The sequence below is a fragment of the Flavobacterium esculini genome, assembly GCF_048284325.1.
Classification (GTDB): Bacteria; Bacteroidota; Bacteroidia; order Flavobacteriales; family Flavobacteriaceae; genus Flavobacterium.
Map to the genome: position 1 here is coordinate 25,217 of NZ_JBLVPI010000019.1, position 19,551 is coordinate 44,767.

The window sequence follows — 19,551 nt, forward strand, 5'->3', positions numbered from 1 at the left end:
AGGATTGTTGATTTCAAATTTTAAAGTAATCCGAAATCAACATGTCTTTTATTGTAACAACAAAAATATACTTTTAGATTTAAGAATAAGAAATAGAGATTAACGATTTTAAACATGTACTAAATCTGCAATCAAAAATCGTTAATCTCCATTCAGAAATTTTACGAAAGCGCTTGCTCCAAATCAGCAATTACATCTTTTACTGTTTCTAAACCTACTGAAACACGTACTAGTCCATCAGTAATACTCACTGCTAAACGTTCTTCAACAGATAGTTTACTGTGTGTTGTAGAGGCTGGGTGCGTTACAATTGTTCTCGTATCACCAATATTTGCCGAAAGGGAACAGAGTTTTATTTTATCCAAAAATTGTCGTCCTGCTTCTATTCCACCTTTGATTTCAAAAGCAATAATATTACCTCCCAAAAGCATTTGTTTTTTGGCTATTTCATATTTTGGATGTGATTTCAAAAACGGATATTTCACGCTGTTCACATTCGGATTATTTTCTAGAAACTCAGCTACTTTCAAAGCATTTTCGCAATGTTTTTCGACACGAACTACCAATGTTTCTAAACTTTTAGATAAAATCCAAGCATTGAATGGGGATAATGCGGGCCCTGTATTTCTAGAAAACAAATAAATTTGACGAATCAAATCTTCACTTCCTACAGTTACTCCGCCCAAAACTCTTCCTTGTCCATCAATTAATTTGGTAGCTGAATGCACCACTAAATGCGCTCCCCATTTTATAGGTTGCTGAATATAAGGCGTTGCAAAACAATTGTCGATGATTAAAATCAAATTGTGTTTCTTGGCTATTGCACCTAACAATTCAAGATCTATGATATCTACAGCAGGATTTGTAGGCGACTCGGCATACAATATTTTGGTATTTGGTTTAATGAAACTCTCAATAGTTTCTGGCTTATTAATATCAAAATACGAGGTTTCGATATTCCATTTCGGAAAATAAGTCATAAACAAAGCGTGTGTAGAACCAAAAACACTACTAGCAGAAACAATATGATCCCCTGAATTTAACAAAGCTGCAAAAGTAGAATATACCGCTGCCATTCCTGTTGCAAAAGCATAACCAGCTTCGGCTCCTTCCATTTTGCAAATTTTATCAACAAACTCAGTGGTGTTGGGATTACTGAAACGACTGTAAATATTGCGTTCTTTTTCTTCTGTAAAAGAGGCACGCATGTCTTCGGCATCTTCAAATACAAAACTGGATGATAAATATAAAGGCACGGAATGCTCCTGATATTGTGATCTTTCTAATTGGGTACGGATGGCTTGGGTTTCAAAACCAAAATCTTGTTCGTTCATTTTTATTTTTTAGTTTAAAGTTTAAGTTTTAAAGTTGTTGGAATCGAAAAACACCAATACCTTTTATTTAAACTATAATGATTTATTATTCAAAACTACTTTATAATGTATCGTTGCGTTTGGTTCTAATGTTTTTGAAACCGAACAATATTTCTCGAAAGAAAGTTGCGCAGCTCTTGCTGCTTTTTCTTCATTAATTGGACCTTCCAGATAAAACACAACATGAATATCCTTGAATGGTTTTGCCTCTCCTACTTGAACGCGCTCTCCTACAACCTCAGCTTTGAAAGAAGTAATTTCTTGTCTTTGTTTTTTAAGTATCGAAATCATATCAATTGCGCTACAACCTGCAACACCCATTAATACTAATTCCATTGGACTTGCACCCATATCATTCCCGCCAAATTCAGGACGGCTATCAACATTTACCATATGTCCACGTTCGTTTTTTAATTCAAAGTGGAAATTGTCGTTTACTCTGTCTAATGTTATTTTCATTGTTATCTATTTTCCTCTCCCCGACCCTCTCCAAAGGAGAGGGAGCCGAAACTGGAGAATTATTACTGTTTAATTTTTTTAAATCTTAAATCAAAAACCGTTACCCGAGCCTGAAAGAGCGAACAGGCGAAGCAATCTGCAATCTAAATCATTACCCTTTATCCGACAATCTCAAAATATCCCCAAAAACGCCTCTCGCCGTCACGGCTGATCCTGCTCCTGCGCCTTGAATTACAATGGGTCTGTCACCATACGATTCCGTATAAATTTCGAAGAAAGAGTCAGAACCTTTCAATCCCCCTAAAGCAGTATCCGAAGGTACCGAAACTAATTTTACTTCAAGATTTCCTTTGTCGTTTTGTAAATCACCTGATAATTCACCTATGTATCGCAACACGTGATTTGGTTTTTGTTCCGCTTTAATTTTATCATAAATAGGATCAAACTCCTTCAATTTATTCAGAAAATCGGAAACATCACCTTCCCGTAAATGTTCCGGAATTAAATTCTGAATGTTGATTTCTTCAAATTCATTTTGCAAATCTAATTCTCTTGCCAAAATCAATAATTTTCTACCAACATCGTTCCCACACAAATCTTCTCTTGGGTCCGGTTCTGTATATCCGTTATCAATCGCTTCTTTCAATATTTCGCTAAACGGCACCTCTTTAGCAGAAAAATTATTGAACAAATAACTCAATGTACCTGAAAAAACACCTTTGATTTTTGTGATATTTTCGCCAGAAAGATGCAGTAATTTTATCGTATCTATCAATGGTAATCCAGCTCCTACATTGGTTTCATACAAATAACTCTTTTGATTGTCCGCTAATACTTTTCGCAATTTTTTATAAAAGCTATAGCTTAATGTATTTGCCACTTTATTAGAAGAAATCAAATCGAAACCATTCTCTATCAAAGGAATATAATTTTCTACAAATACAGCACTTGCCGTGTTATCAATAGCAATTAAATTCTCTAAGTGATGCTCATTTGCGTAGGCGATAACATCATCAATTGTATACGAAAACCCATTATTCTGGATTTCATTTTTCCAATTTGGAGTGACGCTATTTTTATTTAAAAGAACATTTTTAGAATTTGCAATTGCAAAAACATTTAGTTTTATGTCTTTTCTTTTCTCAATAGTTGCTGCTGATTCCAGGATTTGGTTAATTAAAGTCCCACCTACTAATCCATGTCCAAAAATGGCAATATTAATTTTCTTGGAAACCCCGAAAATCTCCCCGTGAATCACATTTAATGCTTTGTGAAGTTGCGATTTTTTCACCACCAAACTCACGTTTTTACCCGTAACCGTGTTGTTGAAAAGTATAGGGACAATTTTATTTTTTATCAATGCTGTGTAAGGCTTATGAAATGTACTCAAATCCTGACCAATTATAGAAATTACCGAAACATTATCAGTAACCGTAATTTTATTCACATCTTTCGAGTAGAAATCATTTTCGAATTCTTTCTCCAGTTCAATCATTGCTTTTGTCGCTTTATCAGCATCAACAACCAATCCAATTCCTCTTTCAGAAGAACCTTGAGAAATAATACTTACGCTGATATCATTATCGCCCATCACTCTGAAAATACGGGCATCAACGCCAGTTTTTCCTAATAACCCTCTTCCTTCCAGATTTACCAACGACACATTTTCAAGTACCGAAAGTGTTTTAATTCCTTCTTTGTTAGAATTAGAAGTAATTAATGTTCCTTTATTTTCGTGATTGAATGTATTTAAAATACGAAGCGGAATGTTTTTTTCCAATAAAGGAATAATCGTTTTGGCGTGCAGTATTGTTGCTCCAAAATTAGCCAATTCATTAGCTTCGTTAAAAGTCAAATGGTCTATTTTTTTAGCATCAGGAACTAAATCCGGGTTGGCTGTGTAAATTCCGTCAACATGCGTATAATTCTGCAGTTCTTCGGCATCGATATAATTAGCAATCAATGAAGCAGTATAGTTACTCCCGTTTCTACCTAAAGTCGTAGTGTCGTTCTTACTATTTGAACCTATAAAACCGGTAACCACATTTACGGTTGTCCCGTTATTTTGTTTGAAATAATTGATTACGTTTTTCTTAGAAAGTTGTTCCAAAGGTTGTGCATCTCCAAATTTCGAATCCGTTTTAATTAATTCTCTTGTATCTGCAAAACGCGCATTTACTCCATTTTTAATTAAAATAGCCGTCAGTAATTTTGCAGAAAGCAACTCTCCTTTTGAAAGTATTTGGTCTTTAATTTTATTACTGTAATCCCCAATCAAACTTACACCTTCAAAAAGTTTTTCAAGGACATTAAATTCTTCTGATAAATCAACTTCATCATAATCGTCTTGCTGGTATTTTTTAAAGTTTTCAAATAATTCTTTATAATTACCATTTTTAGAGGCAACCCCTAAAATTTCTTCCAATTCATCTGTAGCATTTCCTCTTGCTGAAACTACTATTGCAATTTTTTCTCCTTGATTTACTTTATCAGTAATAATAGCGACTACTTTATTTATTCCCTCGCCATTCGATAAAGATTTACCTCCAAATTTTAATATTTTCATTGTGTACGTTTTTATATGGTGTCACCCCTAAAAAATGGAGGCAAGCAAATTGTCTAATTGTTTGTATTCTATCAAAAAAGCATCATGTCCGTGAATGGAAACAATTTCTTGATAGGTGACATTATTTTTATATTTTTTTAATTCCTGATACGTCGCTCTATTTTCACTTACCGTAAAAAACAAATCTGAATCGATTCCAATGATGTGAATGTCAGCTTCAATTTTGGAAGCTATTTCTTCAAATGACCCGCTATTTCGGGTAATATCTATCGTTTTAAGCAATTGATTCATCATTTTATAAGACGAAAGTTGGAATCGTTTTTGGAGTTTTTCACCGTGATGACACAACCAGCTTTCAATGTTAAAAATGGCTAATTCGGCATTAGTAGTTCTACCAAATTTTGACTTGAACGATTCTGGAGTTCTATAACAAAGCATCGCATGAATTCGAGCATCTTCAATAGGCTTTGAAGAATTATTCAGAATCTGCTCCTGCAAAAAGCAATTGGCAATTAGCCAGTCCGTCGATTTCCAATCGGTTGCAATAGGAATTAAATGTTGTGTGATTTTTGGTTCCAAAGCTGCTATTTCCCAAGCAATTCCGCCACCAACTGATCCACCAATAATAGCATACAGTTGTTTTATTTTAAGAAAATGAATCCCTTCAATAAAAATTCTGGCGGTATCTCTGGCGGTAAAATCCAAATAATTTTCAATGATCGTATTATCAAAACCATTTCCAGGAACGTTAAAAGCCAGTATCGTATATTTATTTGTATCTATGGTTTTGCTTTCCCCAATTAAATCATTCCACCAACCGTTCTCTCCCACAACTTGAGAATTTCCAGTCAATGCATGATTTACCAAAACTATTGGAGCTGTATGTAAAGCTGGACCAAAAACTTGAAAACTTAAGTTTAAGGTAGCATAAAAAGCCCCACTTTCGGTGGTGAAATTTTGTAATGTAATAGGTGTTGGTTTATTTTCCAATTTCAAATCTTTTATGATTTTTTGATTTGTGTCTGGAAATATTAGAAAGAAAGCCAGAAGTAAACTAGGAGAATTCTTAGTGTTATCTTTCCACATTATGATGTGGTAGAATGCAGCACCTTCTTCGATAAATCGAAGGGTTGCTAAGGCTTCATCGGGTCTAATCCCTCTGCCTTTCTTTATAACATTTCAATACAGTTCTGAACTTAAAGGCACAAATTAACTACTATTTTTTTTAAGAAACAAATTTTTATACGAATTGATTCTAATTGTTTCATTGAAAAACAATCTGGAAAAGCAACTCACAATTGTCTTTTCGACGAAAGAATAGTACCATCATTTGGATTTTCTACTTCGCCGAAAGAACAACTCTGAGTAACAGCATCAAGGAATCAAAACCATTATTGAAATTCGATTTTTTAAATAAAAAGTTCTTCGTTTTCTTTTGAATACATTAGAAAAAGCAAAGAATTTGGCACCAATTTTTGCGCTGAAGGATCATTTTTTGATATTTCAAATCTTGGATGGATCAATTCATTTTTTGAATCACTACTGTTTTCTGTTTTGTTCCTGAAACTAAAGTTTTTTAGCAACCGAAAGGTTCTTGGGAAATATTTTAATGTTCTCATAATTTTAAGATATTAGCTATTATTTTTTTCTTTTTAATTAATTATAGATTCTGAAACAAATTCAGAATAAATAAAAAAACCCTTTTAGACACGTATCCAAAAGGGTTTTAAGTTGTGTTACAAACTTATACTTTTGGAATCAACAGACGCGAATACACATAATGGCATTGGCACAAAACCTATTTTTGACCTTCGAATTAATTGTTTTCTGTTGATTTAGCGTATTCATTTTATTTCTTGTTTTTTTATGTTTAAAAAATTACGACAGATGCATTTCAAAAAAAAAGCCTCCCGTTATCTGGGAGGCTTTTGCTATATAAATTTTTAATTTAAATTTAAGCAATGAGCGACCCGCAGGATTCTTCCTGAATGGCTTTTGACATATTGCACACATTAAATTTCATCTTTGTTTTTTTTCTTGTAGCAAATTTGCAAACTATAATTTAAATATCCAAATAATTTTTAAAAAAAATCCGATTAAATGTTTTCTTTTTTATGGATCAAAAAAGCAGGAAATATTTTAACAGCAAAAAAAAGTTAAGATTAATTTGCAATTCAAAATGGTTTCATACATTTGCACCCGAATACAAGAGGAAAAATTTGAACTGATTGCAACCTCTTCATAATGAAACGAATTCATTATGGATGCTGAAAATTTTTCAGTAGAAAAAATGCTAAAGCAGAAACTCTCCTTTAGTCCTTTTCAGCAATTATTTTTTCTCGCTTAATTTTAAACTAATAATTATTATGGCCTATTTATTTACGTCAGAATCTGTGAGCGAAGGACATCCAGACAAAATTGCAGATCAAATTTCGGATGCGTTAATCGATAACTTTTTAGCATTTGATGCTGACTCAAAAGTAGCTTGCGAAACTTTAGTAACGACTGGTCAAGTAATTTTGGCTGGTGAAGTAAAATCAAACACTTATTTAGACGTACAACAAATCGCTCGTGACGTAATCAAGAAAATTGGTTACACCAAAAGCGAATACATGTTTGAAGCCAATTCTTGTGGAATTCTTTCTGCCATACACGAACAGTCAGCTGACATCAACCAAGGAGTTGACAGAGCAAATCCTGAGGATCAAGGAGCTGGAGACCAAGGAATGATGTTTGGTTACGCTACTAATGAAACTGATAATTACATGCCATTGGCACTTGATTTATCACATAAATTATTACAGGAATTAGCTATTTTAAGACGTGAAAACAACGAAATAACTTATTTACGTCCTGATGCAAAATCTCAAGTAACTTTAGAATATAGTGATGACAATAAGCCAACTCGTATTGATGCTATTGTAATCTCAACACAACATGATGATTTTGACGAAGAAGCTACAATGCTTGCAAAAATCAAAAAAGACATCGTTGAAATTTTGATTCCAAGGATTATTACTAAAAATCCTGCACATGCTCATTTATTCAATGATACAATCCAATACCATATTAATCCAACAGGGAAATTCGTAATTGGAGGACCACACGGAGATACTGGACTTACAGGAAGAAAAATTATTGTGGATACTTACGGTGGAAAAGGTGCTCATGGTGGTGGTGCATTCTCTGGAAAAGACCCAAGTAAAGTAGATAGAAGTGCTGCTTATGCTACACGTCATATCGCTAAAAACTTAGTTGCAGCTGGTGTTGCAGATGAAATTTTAGTACAGGTTTCTTATGCAATTGGCGTTGCAAAACCAATGGGTATTTATATCGATACGTACGGAACGTCAAAAGTGAATTTGACCAATGGTGAAATTGCAAAGAAAGTAGAAGCTATTTTTGACATGCGTCCTTACTTTATCGAGCAACGTTTGAAATTAAGAAATCCTATTTACAGCGAAACAGCTGCGTACGGGCATATGGGACGTACTCCGGAAACAGTTACTAAGACATTCTCTGCTCCAGGTGGAAATGTAAAAACAGTTACTGTTGAATTGTTTACTTGGGAAAAATTAGACTTTGTTACCCAAGTAAAAATAGCTTTCGGACTGTAATTATCTGAAATTACTTTATAGACAAAACCATTCGACAAGTGCGAATGGTTTTTTTTATGCTTTTTGGACATTTGCAAAGAACAAAACATAATTCTTTTTTGTAATTTGCTTGAATTATGAAAAACCTTATTATAGTATTTTTTTTCACCTTAACCTCGATTGCATCCGGGCAAAACCAAAAACTACCTGCTACAAAGATAAATCACATAACTATTGATGCCGAACAGCTTTTGGGATACGATAAATTTGGTTTTTATTACACCATTAAAAACAATGTTTTTTCTAAAACGAAAGACAACGAATCTATAGAATATAAAAACATTTCTTTAGGAAAAATTACAAAAGTAGATTTGAAAAATCCTTTGAAAATTATTTTATTCTACGAAAATTTCAATACCGTTATCTTACTTGACAATCAACTGAACGAAATTCAAAAGATTAACTTTTCAGAACACATAATCCCAATTATTGTGACCGCTACTGGAATAGCTTCTCAAAATCAATTATGGGTTTACAATAGTTTGAATCAGCAAATTGGACTATACGATTATTTAAAAAATGATTATAAAGCCATCTCTACCTCATTTCCGGAAAGCATCAACTATTATCAATCTGATTTTAATACTTTTTATTGGATTGATAAAAAAAATAATTGGTTCTCTTGTGACATTTTTGGAAAAATAACAAAGAAGGGGGAAATCTCCGATTTTGATTCGATAGTAATCATCAACGATCATCAATTTATCGTTTCTAAGGACTCAATTCTCCTTATAGAAGATATTGAAAAGAGTCAAAAATTTGAAATTGAGATTTTAGAAAAAACGTTTAAAAAATTCTGCTACAAAGACCAAATTTTATCTATTTTTACATCAGAAGGAATTACAAATTATAAAATCATAATACCGTAATGCACATAGCAGTAGCAGGAAACATTGGATCAGGAAAAACAACTTTGACAAGCTTATTGGCAAAACACTTCAAATGGGAACCTCATTTTGAAGACGTAGTCGATAATCCTTATTTAGATGATTTCTATCATCAAATGGAGCGTTGGTCATTTAATTTACAAATTTATTTCTTGAATAGCCGATTCCGTCAAGTGATGCAAATTCGCGAAAGCGGCAAGAAAATTATTCAAGACCGAACTATTTATGAAGATGCACATATTTTTGCACCCAATCTTTATTCAATGGGCTTAATGACAAATCGTGATTTTCAGAACTATTCCTCTCTCTTTGAATTAATGGAATCAACTGTTAAAGCCCCTGATTTACTAATTTATCTAAGAAGTTCTATTCCTAACTTAGTGGGACAAATTCACAAGCGTGGACGGGAATATGAGAACTCGATTTCAATTGATTATTTAAGCCGACTGAATGAACGTTATGAAGCTTGGATTCACACATACAGCAAAGGAAAATTATTAATTATTGATGTTGACAATATTAACTTTGTTGATAACCCTGAAGATTTAGGAACTATTTTCAATCGGATTGATGCAGAGTTACATGGATTATTTTAATCCTCCTCGAAAGAAAGAGAACATAAACTGGTTGAAAATTTATCATTTAAAAATAAAAAATGCCTCGCAATTTCGAGGCATTTTGTTTACATAACTTTTTTATCAATTTATTTCAAAGCATCAATTTTTGCTTGGACTTCTTCATCAGTTCCTTCAAAATTTTGAATATCCACTTTACCGTTTATGGTTGTTTTAATCGTAGCTTTTACTTTACCACCAACATTTGTTTTTTGAATTGAAACTTCTTTAGACATCATGTGATTTGGCATTGTTGCTGTATTCATATGTTCACAGGTTTTATTTGCACAGCCTTTTGCTTTACATTCTTCTGCTGACATTGAGGTGCATTTTCCTGAAGCAGCACAACAAGAAGCTTTATCAGAAATGGTATGACTTCCGTTACCTAAAATTGGAGCAATTACTAGACCGATCAAACAAGTTAATTTAATCAAAATATTCATTGACGGTCCAGAAGTATCTTTAAACGGATCCCCAACAGTATCTCCAGTCACTGCTGCTTTATGTGCATCAGAACCTTTGTATGTCATTTCACCGTTAATTAACACTCCTGCTTCAAAAGATTTCTTGGCATTATCCCATGCACCACCCGCATTGTTTTGAAAAACTGCCCAAAGCACACCAGATACAGTTACTCCAGCCATATAGCCTCCCAACATTTCAGCGATTAACTGGTTGTTATCTCGATAAACTAATTTCCCAAGTAAAACAATTGCAATTGGAAAACCGATGGTTAAAATTCCCGGCAACATCATTTCTCGTAAAGCTGCTTTAGTAGAAATATCAACACATTTAGCATACTCCGGTTTTCCGGTTCCTTCCATAATTCCTGGGATCTCCCTGAACTGACGACGCACTTCGTACACCATGTCCATAGCTGCTTTTCCAACAGAATTCATGGCTAAAGCCGAGAAAACTACAGGTATCATTCCGCCCACAAACAGCATCGCTAAAACTGGTGCTTTAAAAATATTGATACCGTCAATTCCTGTAAAAGTTACATACGCAGCAAATAAAGCTAATGAAGTCAATGCAGCCGAAGCAATAGCAAAACCTTTCCCGGTTGCAGCTGTTGTGTTTCCAACAGAATCCAAAATATCCGTTCTTGTACGCACTTCTTTAGGTAATTCACTCATTTCGGCAATTCCACCTGCGTTATCCGATATGGGTCCAAAAGCATCGATTGCTAACTGCATGGCCGTTGTTGCCATCATGGCTGAAGCCGCTAATGCCACACCATAAAATCCTGCAAAAGCATAAGAAGTCCAAATGGCAGCAGCAAATAATAAAACGGTTGGAAAGGTAGAAATCATCCCAGTGGCCAAACCTGCAATTACGTTTGTTCCTGCTCCAGTACTGGATTTTTGTACAATTGCCATTACTGGGCTTGTACCTAATCCCGTGTAATATTCCGTAACAGATGAAATTGTGGCCCCAACTACCAATCCTACGATAGTTGCATAGAAAACTCTCATGGAGGAGATATCCTGTATTCCTTCTCCAAAAAATTCCATTTTCATAGTTGTAGGCAGCATATATTGTACTAAAAAGAAACAAGCCACAGCAGTTAATAAGATAGAAACCCAGTTTCCAATATTTAATGCTTTTTGCACTTGTTTTTCTTTTGCATTTTCATCTGTAATTTTTACCAGCATCATACCGATAATAGAAAATAATATCCCAAAACCGGCGATTGCCATTGGTAATAAAATAGGTCCGATTCCACCAAAAGCATCATCAATTCTTCCGCCCATATCTTTAATAACATAATTACCCAGAACCATAGCTGCCAAAACTGTCGCTACATAAGACCCAAATAAATCGGCACCCATTCCAGCAACGTCACCCACATTATCGCCCACATTATCAGCAATTGTAGCAGGATTACGAGGGTCATCTTCTGGAATTCCGGCTTCTACTTTACCTACTAAATCTGCACCTACATCGGCAGCTTTTGTGTAAATTCCACCACCAACACGAGCAAACAAGGCAATAGATTCCGCTCCAAGAGAAAAACCTGCTAACGTCTCCAACACTTTGGTCATATCTTCAGATGAAGTCCAAACCCCACCCATAAAAAGGTTAAAAAAAACAATAAAGAATCCTGTTAAACCCAGAACGGCTAAACCGGCAACACCTAATCCCATTACTGTTCCACCGCCAAAAGAAACTTTTAAGGCTTGTGGCAAACTAGTACGGGCAGCTTGAGTGGTTCTCACATTAGTTTTTGTTGCTATTTTCATTCCCATATTTCCTGCGAAAGCGGAGAAAAAAGCACCAAAAATAAACGCTACTACTATTAATATATTTGTCGTTTGGAACAAGAAAGACATTCCGGCTAAAACAATACTTGCACCAACAACGAAGAAAGCTAATAACCTATATTCTGCTTTAAGGAAAGCCAATGCACCTTCGTAAATATAATCTGAAATCTCTTTCATCTTACCATCTCCGGCGTCTTGTTTTAATACCCAAGCTCTTTTAACCCACATGAACAGAAGTCCTACAATTGCCATAACTATTGGCAAGTAAATCATTATTGTATTCATAAATTTCTTTTGGTTTTTGGTTAGTATTAGTAATGTTACGAAACGAATTTAAACAAAAAAGCAATACTCCTAACGGAATATTGCTTTTTTTGTAAAAATTATAGGGAGAAATTATTTAATACTAAATAATCCTTCTGGTTTATTCTCAATTTGATTAAAACGCTCTGTACATTCTTTAATAATGGCTTTTGCTTCACTCAAATCTCCCCAACCTTCTACATCCACTTGTTTGTTTTCAAGGTCTTTGTATACTTGGAAGAAATGCTCAATTTCTTTTAATAAGTGTGGATTGATATCTGATAAATCGTTTAATGAATTCCAAATTGGATCAGAAACCGGTACACAAATAATTTTCTCATCCGGCCCTTTATCATCTGCCATGTGGAAAACCCCAATTGGTTTCACTTCTATAACACATCCAGGAAAAGTTGGTTCATTTATCAATACCAAAACATCCAATGGATCTCCATCTAAAGCTAAAGTTTCAGGAATAAATCCGTAATCAGCCGGATACATCATTGAAGAGAATAACATTCTATCAAAACGCATTCTTTTTATTTCGAAATCGTACTCATACTTATTTCTACTTCCTCTTGGAATTTCGATAAGAACATCGAAAGTGTTTATTTTGTCTGCAGTCATTTTAGTTTTTCTTTTCTATATTTATGGGTGCAAAAATAAGTAAAGAATCCCTTTCAACAATGAAAAATTTAGGTTATCTGTGTATTAAATTTTAACAAACAGCACTTTAGTAAACCACCGTTCGATTTCTTTTGTTCAAATAATGATGCCACAAAAGATAGGTCGCCACGGAACGATACGGGCTCCATTTTATAGTATGGACTTCCATATCTTCTTTATTGTGAATATCCAACAATTCTTTTATCGTATTTACTACCGCAATATCTCCCAATGGAAGTAAATCTGGTGCTTGAAGGCAAAACATTAAATAGATATCAATGGTCCAGTTTCCTATCCCTTTGATCTTGATGAGTTCTGCTCTAACTTGCTCCGCAGTTTTGGTTGGCAAACTTTCCAAATCAATATCTTTATTCAGTATCGTAGTTGACAACGCTTTGATATAGGACGTTTTTTGACGGCTTACGCCAAGATTCCTAAACTCTTCATCCGATAAATTAAGAAGCACCGCAGGTTCAAAGTTGTTTTCTTTGGTCTTTAACTTTAAAAAAGTCGCTTTTGCTGAATCTATCGAGACTTGTTGTTCTAAGATTAACAACACCAAAGTTTCAAATCCTTGGGGTCTTATGGGAATTGTTGGCATCCCATATTGTTCAATGATTGACTTGAAAATGGTGTCTTTTTCTAAAAGATATTCAATGGCTTTTTGCATCGTTTTATTTTTTTTAGCCCATCCCGAAGTTTCGGGAAGAAACGGCATCCTTTTTATAAGGCGATTTTTTTCGCCTTATAAAAGTATATAGTGTATAGCTGGAATTAGCTTCAAATAAAAAAAGTATAATCGAATCTGGAACAAGTTCCCATTAGAAAAAGAATCCAAATGATCCTTTTACAGAAAAACGATTGGTATCCGGTGTATTTAAATAACTGCCTCTCCAAGCGAAATCAATACGCAGTACTTTGAAGATATTTCCGATTCCTGCGCTATATTCCCAGTACACTTTTTCGGGTGCATTGTAAATTAATCCAGAAGCATTAATCGCTCTGTTAGCATCTGAGATTGTCCCATAAACTCCTTTTACTCCAATAATTTCCCTCCAATTAAGCTTTCTCATAAATGGGATTCTAGAAAAAAATCTCCCTTGAAAATTATGATTCCATTGTAACGTTGTATATTGATCTGATATAAACTCATAATAATTGAGGTTGCTAAACGTGCTTTCGTTAGAGAAAAAAGTTTGATTCCCTGGAATAACACTCATCAACCCCAAAGGAATGGTGCCAAAGGTTTTCCCCACTTCAAGAATAATATTCGAACGTCCTAAAGGCCCTATTATTATAGGTTGCTTGTAATACAATTGAATCTTTTCATATTTAAAATCACTGTTCAACAAGCCTTTAAATCCATGGCTGTAATTGACATAAACCTGACTAAAAGGACTGTCTACAAGATCTCTTTCTACTGCAAAACCAATGGTCTTCCGTTTTGGCGTATAATCTACCCGAAGATTAAATTCCGATTGTTTCACATCGCTTTTAATCATTGTCTGAGCTGCATTTGTATAGTAATCTAAACTAAATGTGGGTGAAGCAGAGGCTAAAGTTCGATATGAAAACCCAGTTTGAAACGTTAGATTTTTAACAGGTTCTATTTCTAAAGCAACGGTACTTAAATTAATGTTAGTCAATTTTCCATTGCTCCCCGAAGAAAAAATCGTTGAGGAAGCATTACTTCGGCCCAAGACATCTGTTGAGGAGGTCAAACTCGAACCTATTTGCTCTATATCACGCCTGTTTCCTCCAGATAAAATAAGTCGGTTTTTCTTATCTACCATCCATTTTCCAGAAAATCCATATTTAAATTTATCATCTTTAAAGCCATAAGCGGTATATCCTTGTAAGCGCCAGGTATCAGCTGTGCCAAAATAAGTTCTTGCTCCGCTACGCAAACGAACACCCTCTACCTCATTGTATCCAAATGTCGAAAAAATAGGGCCATAATCGACATGACCAAATTGTACATAACCACTGGCCAGCACCATTACTGAACTTGATATTTGTTTAAATTTTCTAACGGTCTTCAAGGTGTCAAGCATTTTATAAACGCCTAACTCATCTTTACTCAAATTTTCGAAACGATTTTCATGCCAAAAATCATCCGATTTATCGTAAACCGATTTATCAACATAATTAACCTCCTCTTTATAAAACGAAACCGGCTTCTCTTTATTGAATTCGTGGTTTCTGTAGAAAGAGGTTCTCTTTCCATAAAGTCCTTTTGATTTTTCTTTTTTGTTTAAAGCAAAGTCCGACATCATATAATCACGAGTCAAAAGAAAAATAGAATCATTCAATACTTCGAATTCCTGCTCTAAATAAATATCTTTTATCCAGTTGATGTTGGCACTTTTTGTAACGGCCATGTTGATTTTTTTGATAGCAAATGTGGAATCATTTACCCAAAAATCACCTTTAAAAGTCAATTCGTTTTTACGTCTTGGATAAAAAATAATATTGTAACACCATTTTTTATCAACAACCGCACTGTCTCTTAACACATAATTATAAACATCAACCCCAGTAGTAGATAGCGGACTGGTAAAACTTTTATCAAAAAACGTAAGATGATTTTCATAAATATTATAATCAGAATACAAATCTTTCACAAAAGTCAAAATTTGTTGATTCCCTTCAAAACCGGACGTTTTATTGGCTTTCATTTTCTCTTTTACCTTCTTCAATTTAGTATCCCCATACACATCATACAAAGATTCATTTATAAAAATAGGCAAATAGGTTTTCCCTGTAATCTTGGAAGTATCTACTTGATTAAAAATAAATTCCATGCCTTTGAAAAGCTTACTTTTCATAAAAGCACTATCAATGGTATTCATGTCAAACTCTACCTTTTCATACTTTTCCATTTGGTATTGCGCAAATAAATTCAAGCCGTTTTTACGCTTGTGTTCCCAAATTTTTCTAAGAATATCAAGTGCAGGATTGTTCTTTTTAGAAGTTTTACCAGTAAAAATCACTACTTCCTTGAGGCTCTCGGCTTCGTTTAATTGAATTTTAAAATTATAATTCACCAGCTTATTTAAAGTAATTTCCTTCTCAGAAAACCCTACCGAAGATATTACGATGACCGTATACGTTTTGGCAGATTCGATGTAAAAGCGCCCATCTTCATTCGAAACTACACCTTCATTCGAATCTTTAAAAACAACATTGGCAAAAGGAATGGGCTGATTTGTTTTGTCTACAACAATTCCGCTAACTTTTGTTTGTGCAAAAAGAACATTTGCTGAAGCAAACAAAAAAAATAAGATAAATAAGAAACGCTTTTTCATAATCATTCAAAAAAAAACTTCATCAAATAAACAATTGATGAAGTTTCAAATATAGGTATTTAGAAATCTAGATTATTCTAAAATTCACTGTTGACTGTTAAATTTTATTTAAAAAACAAATTCTTAAAAAAATCTATTTTTTATACAATACTTTTTTAACTGCTTTTACAACATCACCTGCATTAGGCAACCACTCTTTAAGCAATACTGGAGAGTACGGCGCTGGAGTATCAGCAGTAGTGATACGTTGAATAGGCGCATCAAGAAAATCGAAAGCACGTTCTTGAACTAAATAAGTAATCTCAGAAGAAACACTTGCAAATGGCCAAGCTTCTTCAAGAATCACCAATCTGTTTGTTTTTTTAACCGAAGTCAAAATCGTTTCAAAATCCAAAGGACGAACCGTTCTTAAATCGATAATTTCACAGGAGATCCCTTCTTTTGCCAATTCATCAGCAGCGATATACGCTTCTTTGATGATTTTTCCAAAAGAGACGATAGTTACATCAGTCCCTTCACGTTTAATATCGGCAACACCAATTGGAATAGTATATTCACCATCTGGAACTTCCCCTTTATCACCATACATTTGTTCTGATTCCATGAAAATCACAGGATCATTATCACGAATAGCTGATTTCAATAATCCTTTAGCATCGTAAACATTTGATGGAACTACTACTTTAAGACCTGGAGTATTCGCAAACCAGTTTTCAAGTGCTTGAGAGTGTGTCGCTCCTAATTGTCCTGCCGAAGCGGTTGGTCCACGAAAAACGATAGGCACATTGAATTGTCCACCTGTCATCTGACGCATTTTAGCAGCGTTATTTATTATTTGGTCAATCCCCACTAAACAGAAATTGAAAGTCATATATTCAACAATTGGTCTACAGCCGTTCATTGCTGAACCTACTGCAATACCGGTAAAACCAAGTTCCGCAATTGGAGTGTCAATTACTCTTTTTTCGCCAAATTCAGCTAGCATTCCTTTAGATGCTTTGTATGCTCCATTATATTCTGCAACTTCTTCACCCATTAAGTATATGGACTCATCGCGACGCATTTCTTCGCTCATCGCTTCGCAAATGGCCTCTCTAAATTGTATAGTTCTCATAGTTGTATGTTGTATGTGTGTAATTTTCGAAAAGCAAAAATAAATATTTTAAACCACTTAAAAGCATAAATTACTTTAAAATAATTTGGAGCAATTTCCGGCTATACGCTATATCTTCCTGTGGTTAAAGGAACCACAGGAAGGATACCGCTGCTATCCGGGCTACGAAATCGATATAGTGCCAAGAATTTGCACATTTCAAGCAACTTCTCCTCAATTTATAGATCTTAATCGGCAAGCCGAAAGCAACAATTTGATTTCTTTTTGTTGGATTTTTTTCATTAATTCATTCAAATTAATAAACAATCAATCGCTAATTAAAAAAAAGATTACTTTTTATTACGAAATAACGAAAACGTAATAGTATTAAAAAATATTATGCGTGCATAGTAAATTATTCAAATTATTATTCTAATTTTGTACAACAAATTTCGAATAATAAAATCAATACTTATGAAAATATTAGTTTGCATCAGTCACGTTCCTGATACTACTTCAAAGATTAACTTCGTCAATGGTGATTCTGAATTTGACACTAACGGCGTACAATACGTAATTAATCCAAATGATGAATTTGGTTTGACACGTGCTATTTGGTTTCAAGAACAACAAGGCGCAACCGTTACGGTTGTCAATGTTGGAGGGCCAGAAACCGAACCAACTTTAAGAAAAGCATTAGCAATAGGCGCAAACGAAGCTATTCGTGTAAACGCTACTCCTACAGACGGTTTTTTTGTTGCCAAACAACTTGCCGAAGTAATTAAAAATGGGGCATACGACGTTATCATAGCCGGAAAAGAATCCCTTGATTATAATGGCGGAATGGTTCCTGGAATGATTGCCGGAATCTTAGGGTATAACTTCCTAAATTCTTGCACTAGCCTTACTGTTGATGGGACTAATGCAAAAGCAGTTCGTGAGATTGACGGTGGAAAAGAAACAGTAAGCACTACTCTACCTTTAATCATTGGCGGGCAAAAAGGATTAGTTGAAGAAAAAGACTTGCGTATTCCTAACATGAGAGGAATTATGACAGCAAGAACCAAAGTGTTGACTATCCTTGAACCTGTTGAAGCTTCAGTAAACACTAAAGCGGTGAAATTTGAAAAACCAGCACCTAAATCTGCAGTGAAATTAATTTCACCTGACAATTTAGATGAATTAATCAATTTATTACACAACGAAGCGAAAGTAATCTAGTAATCAGTCTTTAGCTCAGTTTTAAAAATCTGAGATCTAAAATCTAAAATCTAAAATCATTATGTCAATATTAATATATGCAGAATACGCAGAAGGAAAATTCAAGAAAGTAGCTTTCGAATTAGCATCTTATGCAAAAAAAGTAGCCGAATCACTAGGAACTACAGTTACAGCCGTAACCGTAAATGCTGGAGATGTTTCGGAATTATCAAAATACGGAGTAGATAAAGTATTAAAAGTAAACAACGATAAATTATCCGGTTTTACAGCAAAAGCCTACGCTGATGTAATCAAACAAGCCGCTCAAAAAGAAAGTGCCAAATTAATTTTACTTTCCTCCACAACAGACAGTATTTATCTTTCCTCACTTGTGGCAGTAGCCCTGGAAGCTGGATTTGCGTCGAATGTGGTAGGTTTACCTGTAAGTACAGCTCCTTTTCAAGTAAAAAGAAATGCTTTTTCAAACAAAGCGTTCAATATTACCGAAATTGCTACGGATGTAAAAGTACTTGGTCTTGCTAAAAACTCGTATGGTGTTTTTGAAAATGCTTCTACATTAACCCAAGAAGATTTCAATCCAACAATTGGAGACAATGATTTTGGTGTAAAAGTAGAATCCGTAGAAAAAGGATCTGGAAAAGTTTCCATTGCCGATGCGGATATCGTAGTTTCTGGCGGACGTGGATTAAAAGGACCTGAAAACTGGGGAATGATTGAAGGATTAGCTGCGGTACTTGGTGCTGCAACTGCTTGTTCAAAACCAGTTTCAGATTTAGGTTGGAGACCTCATGGGGAACACGTAGGACAAACAGGAAAACCCGTTGCCACAAACTTGTATATTGCAATCGGAATTTCGGGAGCCATTCAACACATTGCAGGAATCAATTCTTCTAAAGTAAAAGTAGTCATCAATAGCGATCCCGAGGCTCCATTCTTCAAAGTAGCGGATTACGGAATTGTAGGAGATGCTTTTGAAATTGTTCCTAAATTAATCGAAAAATTTAAAGCTTTTAAAGCACAACAGTCATAATTCAATAAATCTCTTCAAATTGCTGCCTAAAAAATAAGATATTTGTATCTTTGCTTCTGGGCAGCATTTTTTTTGAATAAAAAATCGCACCTAATTTATTAAAAAATAAGTACA

The 19,551-nt window shown here is 34.4% G+C and carries 14 protein-coding genes and 1 riboswitch; of the genes, 5 read left to right on the forward strand and 9 right to left on the reverse strand.

The window, feature by feature from the left end:
- Nucleotides 1–161: 161 nt before the first annotated feature.
- The 4 genes from ACNQGG_RS15145 to ACNQGG_RS15160 form a co-directional block, all read right to left on the reverse strand.
- Nucleotides 162–1,334 (reverse strand): trans-sulfuration enzyme family protein, encoded by a 1,173-nt coding sequence (locus ACNQGG_RS15145; protein ID WP_416854381.1) that lies wholly within the window; start codon nucleotides 1,332–1,334, stop codon nucleotides 162–164.
- Nucleotides 1,335–1,406: 72 nt separating this feature from the next.
- Nucleotides 1,407–1,832, reverse strand: a complete 426-nt coding sequence (locus ACNQGG_RS15150; RefSeq protein ID WP_417965338.1) for an OsmC family protein — start codon at nucleotides 1,830–1,832, stop codon at nucleotides 1,407–1,409.
- Between the two features lie 151 nt (nucleotides 1,833–1,983).
- Nucleotides 1,984–4,398: a bifunctional aspartate kinase/homoserine dehydrogenase I gene (thrA, locus tag ACNQGG_RS15155; RefSeq protein ID WP_417965340.1), complete on the reverse strand. Its 2,415-nt coding sequence runs from the start codon at nucleotides 4,396–4,398 to the stop codon at nucleotides 1,984–1,986.
- A gap of 27 nt (nucleotides 4,399–4,425) precedes the next feature.
- Nucleotides 4,426–5,388 carry an alpha/beta fold hydrolase gene (locus tag ACNQGG_RS15160; RefSeq protein ID WP_417965342.1) on the reverse strand — a complete coding sequence of 321 codons (963 nt, stop codon included), beginning with the start codon at nucleotides 5,386–5,388 and terminating at the stop codon, nucleotides 4,426–4,428.
- Between the two features lie 79 nt (nucleotides 5,389–5,467).
- A riboswitch (SAM riboswitch) is annotated at nucleotides 5,468–5,576 on the reverse strand.
- A gap of 1,188 nt (nucleotides 5,577–6,764) precedes the next feature.
- Between ACNQGG_RS15160 and metK the strand changes: the two genes are divergently transcribed.
- The 3 genes from metK (at nucleotide 6,765) to ACNQGG_RS15175 (ending at nucleotide 9,537) form a co-directional block, all read left to right on the forward strand.
- Entirely contained in the window at nucleotides 6,765–8,015 is a 1,251-nt protein-coding gene (gene metK, locus ACNQGG_RS15165; protein ID WP_417965344.1) for a methionine adenosyltransferase, read from the forward strand.
- A 116-nt stretch (nucleotides 8,016–8,131) separates the two neighbouring features.
- The gene (locus tag ACNQGG_RS15170; RefSeq protein WP_417965346.1) at nucleotides 8,132–8,923 is read left to right on the forward strand and encodes a hypothetical protein; all 792 of its coding nucleotides are present in this window, start codon (nucleotides 8,132–8,134) and stop codon (nucleotides 8,921–8,923) included.
- Nucleotides 8,923–9,537, forward strand: a complete 615-nt coding sequence (locus tag ACNQGG_RS15175) for a deoxynucleoside kinase (protein ID WP_417965348.1) — start codon at nucleotides 8,923–8,925, stop codon at nucleotides 9,535–9,537. Before ACNQGG_RS15170 ends, ACNQGG_RS15175 begins: the two co-directional genes overlap by 1 nt.
- Nucleotides 9,538–9,644: 107 nt before the next feature.
- On the opposite strand, the gene ACNQGG_RS15180 is transcribed toward ACNQGG_RS15175, so the two are convergent.
- From ACNQGG_RS15180 to ACNQGG_RS15200, 5 genes are all read right to left on the reverse strand, one after another.
- Entirely contained in the window at nucleotides 9,645–12,104 is a 2,460-nt protein-coding gene (locus ACNQGG_RS15180) for a sodium-translocating pyrophosphatase (protein WP_417965350.1), read from the reverse strand.
- Nucleotides 12,105–12,215: 111 nt separating this feature from the next.
- Nucleotides 12,216–12,746, reverse strand: a complete 531-nt coding sequence (locus ACNQGG_RS15185; protein WP_417965352.1) for an inorganic diphosphatase — start codon at nucleotides 12,744–12,746, stop codon at nucleotides 12,216–12,218.
- A 106-nt stretch (nucleotides 12,747–12,852) separates the two neighbouring features.
- On the reverse strand, nucleotides 12,853–13,503 hold the full coding sequence (locus tag ACNQGG_RS15190; RefSeq protein ID WP_417965354.1) for a DNA-3-methyladenine glycosylase family protein: 651 nt from the start codon (nucleotides 13,501–13,503) through the stop codon (nucleotides 12,853–12,855).
- A 103-nt stretch (nucleotides 13,504–13,606) separates the two neighbouring features.
- A complete protein-coding gene (locus tag ACNQGG_RS15195) occupies nucleotides 13,607–16,093 on the reverse strand; it encodes a DUF5686 and carboxypeptidase-like regulatory domain-containing protein (RefSeq protein WP_417965356.1) in 2,487 nt (828 codons plus the stop codon).
- A gap of 133 nt (nucleotides 16,094–16,226) precedes the next feature.
- On the reverse strand, nucleotides 16,227–17,207 hold the full coding sequence (locus ACNQGG_RS15200) for a pyruvate dehydrogenase complex E1 component subunit beta (protein ID WP_039110800.1): 981 nt from the start codon (nucleotides 17,205–17,207) through the stop codon (nucleotides 16,227–16,229).
- A gap of 453 nt (nucleotides 17,208–17,660) precedes the next feature.
- Between ACNQGG_RS15200 and ACNQGG_RS15205 the strand changes: the two genes are divergently transcribed.
- Together ACNQGG_RS15205 and ACNQGG_RS15210 are read left to right on the forward strand one after the other, a co-directional pair.
- Nucleotides 17,661–18,407 carry an electron transfer flavoprotein subunit beta/FixA family protein gene (locus ACNQGG_RS15205; RefSeq protein ID WP_417965358.1) on the forward strand — a complete coding sequence of 249 codons (747 nt, stop codon included), beginning with the start codon at nucleotides 17,661–17,663 and terminating at the stop codon, nucleotides 18,405–18,407.
- Nucleotides 18,408–18,468: 61 nt separating this feature from the next.
- A complete protein-coding gene (locus tag ACNQGG_RS15210) occupies nucleotides 18,469–19,437 on the forward strand; it encodes an electron transfer flavoprotein subunit alpha/FixB family protein (RefSeq protein ID WP_417965360.1) in 969 nt (322 codons plus the stop codon).
- The last annotated feature ends 114 nt before the right edge of the window (nucleotides 19,438–19,551 follow it).

Excerpts from the sequence above, each read along its gene's own strand:
- ACNQGG_RS15145 (WP_416854381.1), bottom strand. The coding sequence starts at position 1,334 with ATGAACGAACAAGATTTTGGTTTTGAAACCCAAGCCATCCGTACCCAA.
- ACNQGG_RS15150 (WP_417965338.1), bottom strand. The coding sequence starts at position 1,832 with ATGAAAATAACATTAGACAGAGTAAACGACAATTTCCACTTTGAATTA.
- thrA (WP_417965340.1), bottom strand. The coding sequence starts at position 4,398 with ATGAAAATATTAAAATTTGGAGGTAAATCTTTATCGAATGGCGAGGGA.
- metK (WP_417965344.1), top strand. The coding sequence starts at position 6,765 with ATGGCCTATTTATTTACGTCAGAATCTGTGAGCGAAGGACATCCAGAC.
- ACNQGG_RS15170 (WP_417965346.1), top strand. The coding sequence starts at position 8,132 with ATGAAAAACCTTATTATAGTATTTTTTTTCACCTTAACCTCGATTGCA.
- ACNQGG_RS15175 (WP_417965348.1), top strand. The coding sequence starts at position 8,923 with ATGCACATAGCAGTAGCAGGAAACATTGGATCAGGAAAAACAACTTTG.
- ACNQGG_RS15180 (WP_417965350.1), bottom strand. The coding sequence starts at position 12,104 with ATGAATACAATAATGATTTACTTGCCAATAGTTATGGCAATTGTAGGA.
- ACNQGG_RS15185 (WP_417965352.1), bottom strand. The coding sequence starts at position 12,746 with ATGACTGCAGACAAAATAAACACTTTCGATGTTCTTATCGAAATTCCA.
- ACNQGG_RS15190 (WP_417965354.1), bottom strand. The coding sequence starts at position 13,503 with ATGCCGTTTCTTCCCGAAACTTCGGGATGGGCTAAAAAAAATAAAACG.
- ACNQGG_RS15195 (WP_417965356.1), bottom strand. The coding sequence starts at position 16,093 with ATGAAAAAGCGTTTCTTATTTATCTTATTTTTTTTGTTTGCTTCAGCA.
- ACNQGG_RS15200 (WP_039110800.1), bottom strand. The coding sequence starts at position 17,207 with ATGAGAACTATACAATTTAGAGAGGCCATTTGCGAAGCGATGAGCGAA.
- ACNQGG_RS15205 (WP_417965358.1), top strand. The coding sequence starts at position 17,661 with ATGAAAATATTAGTTTGCATCAGTCACGTTCCTGATACTACTTCAAAG.
- ACNQGG_RS15210 (WP_417965360.1), top strand. The coding sequence starts at position 18,469 with ATGTCAATATTAATATATGCAGAATACGCAGAAGGAAAATTCAAGAAA.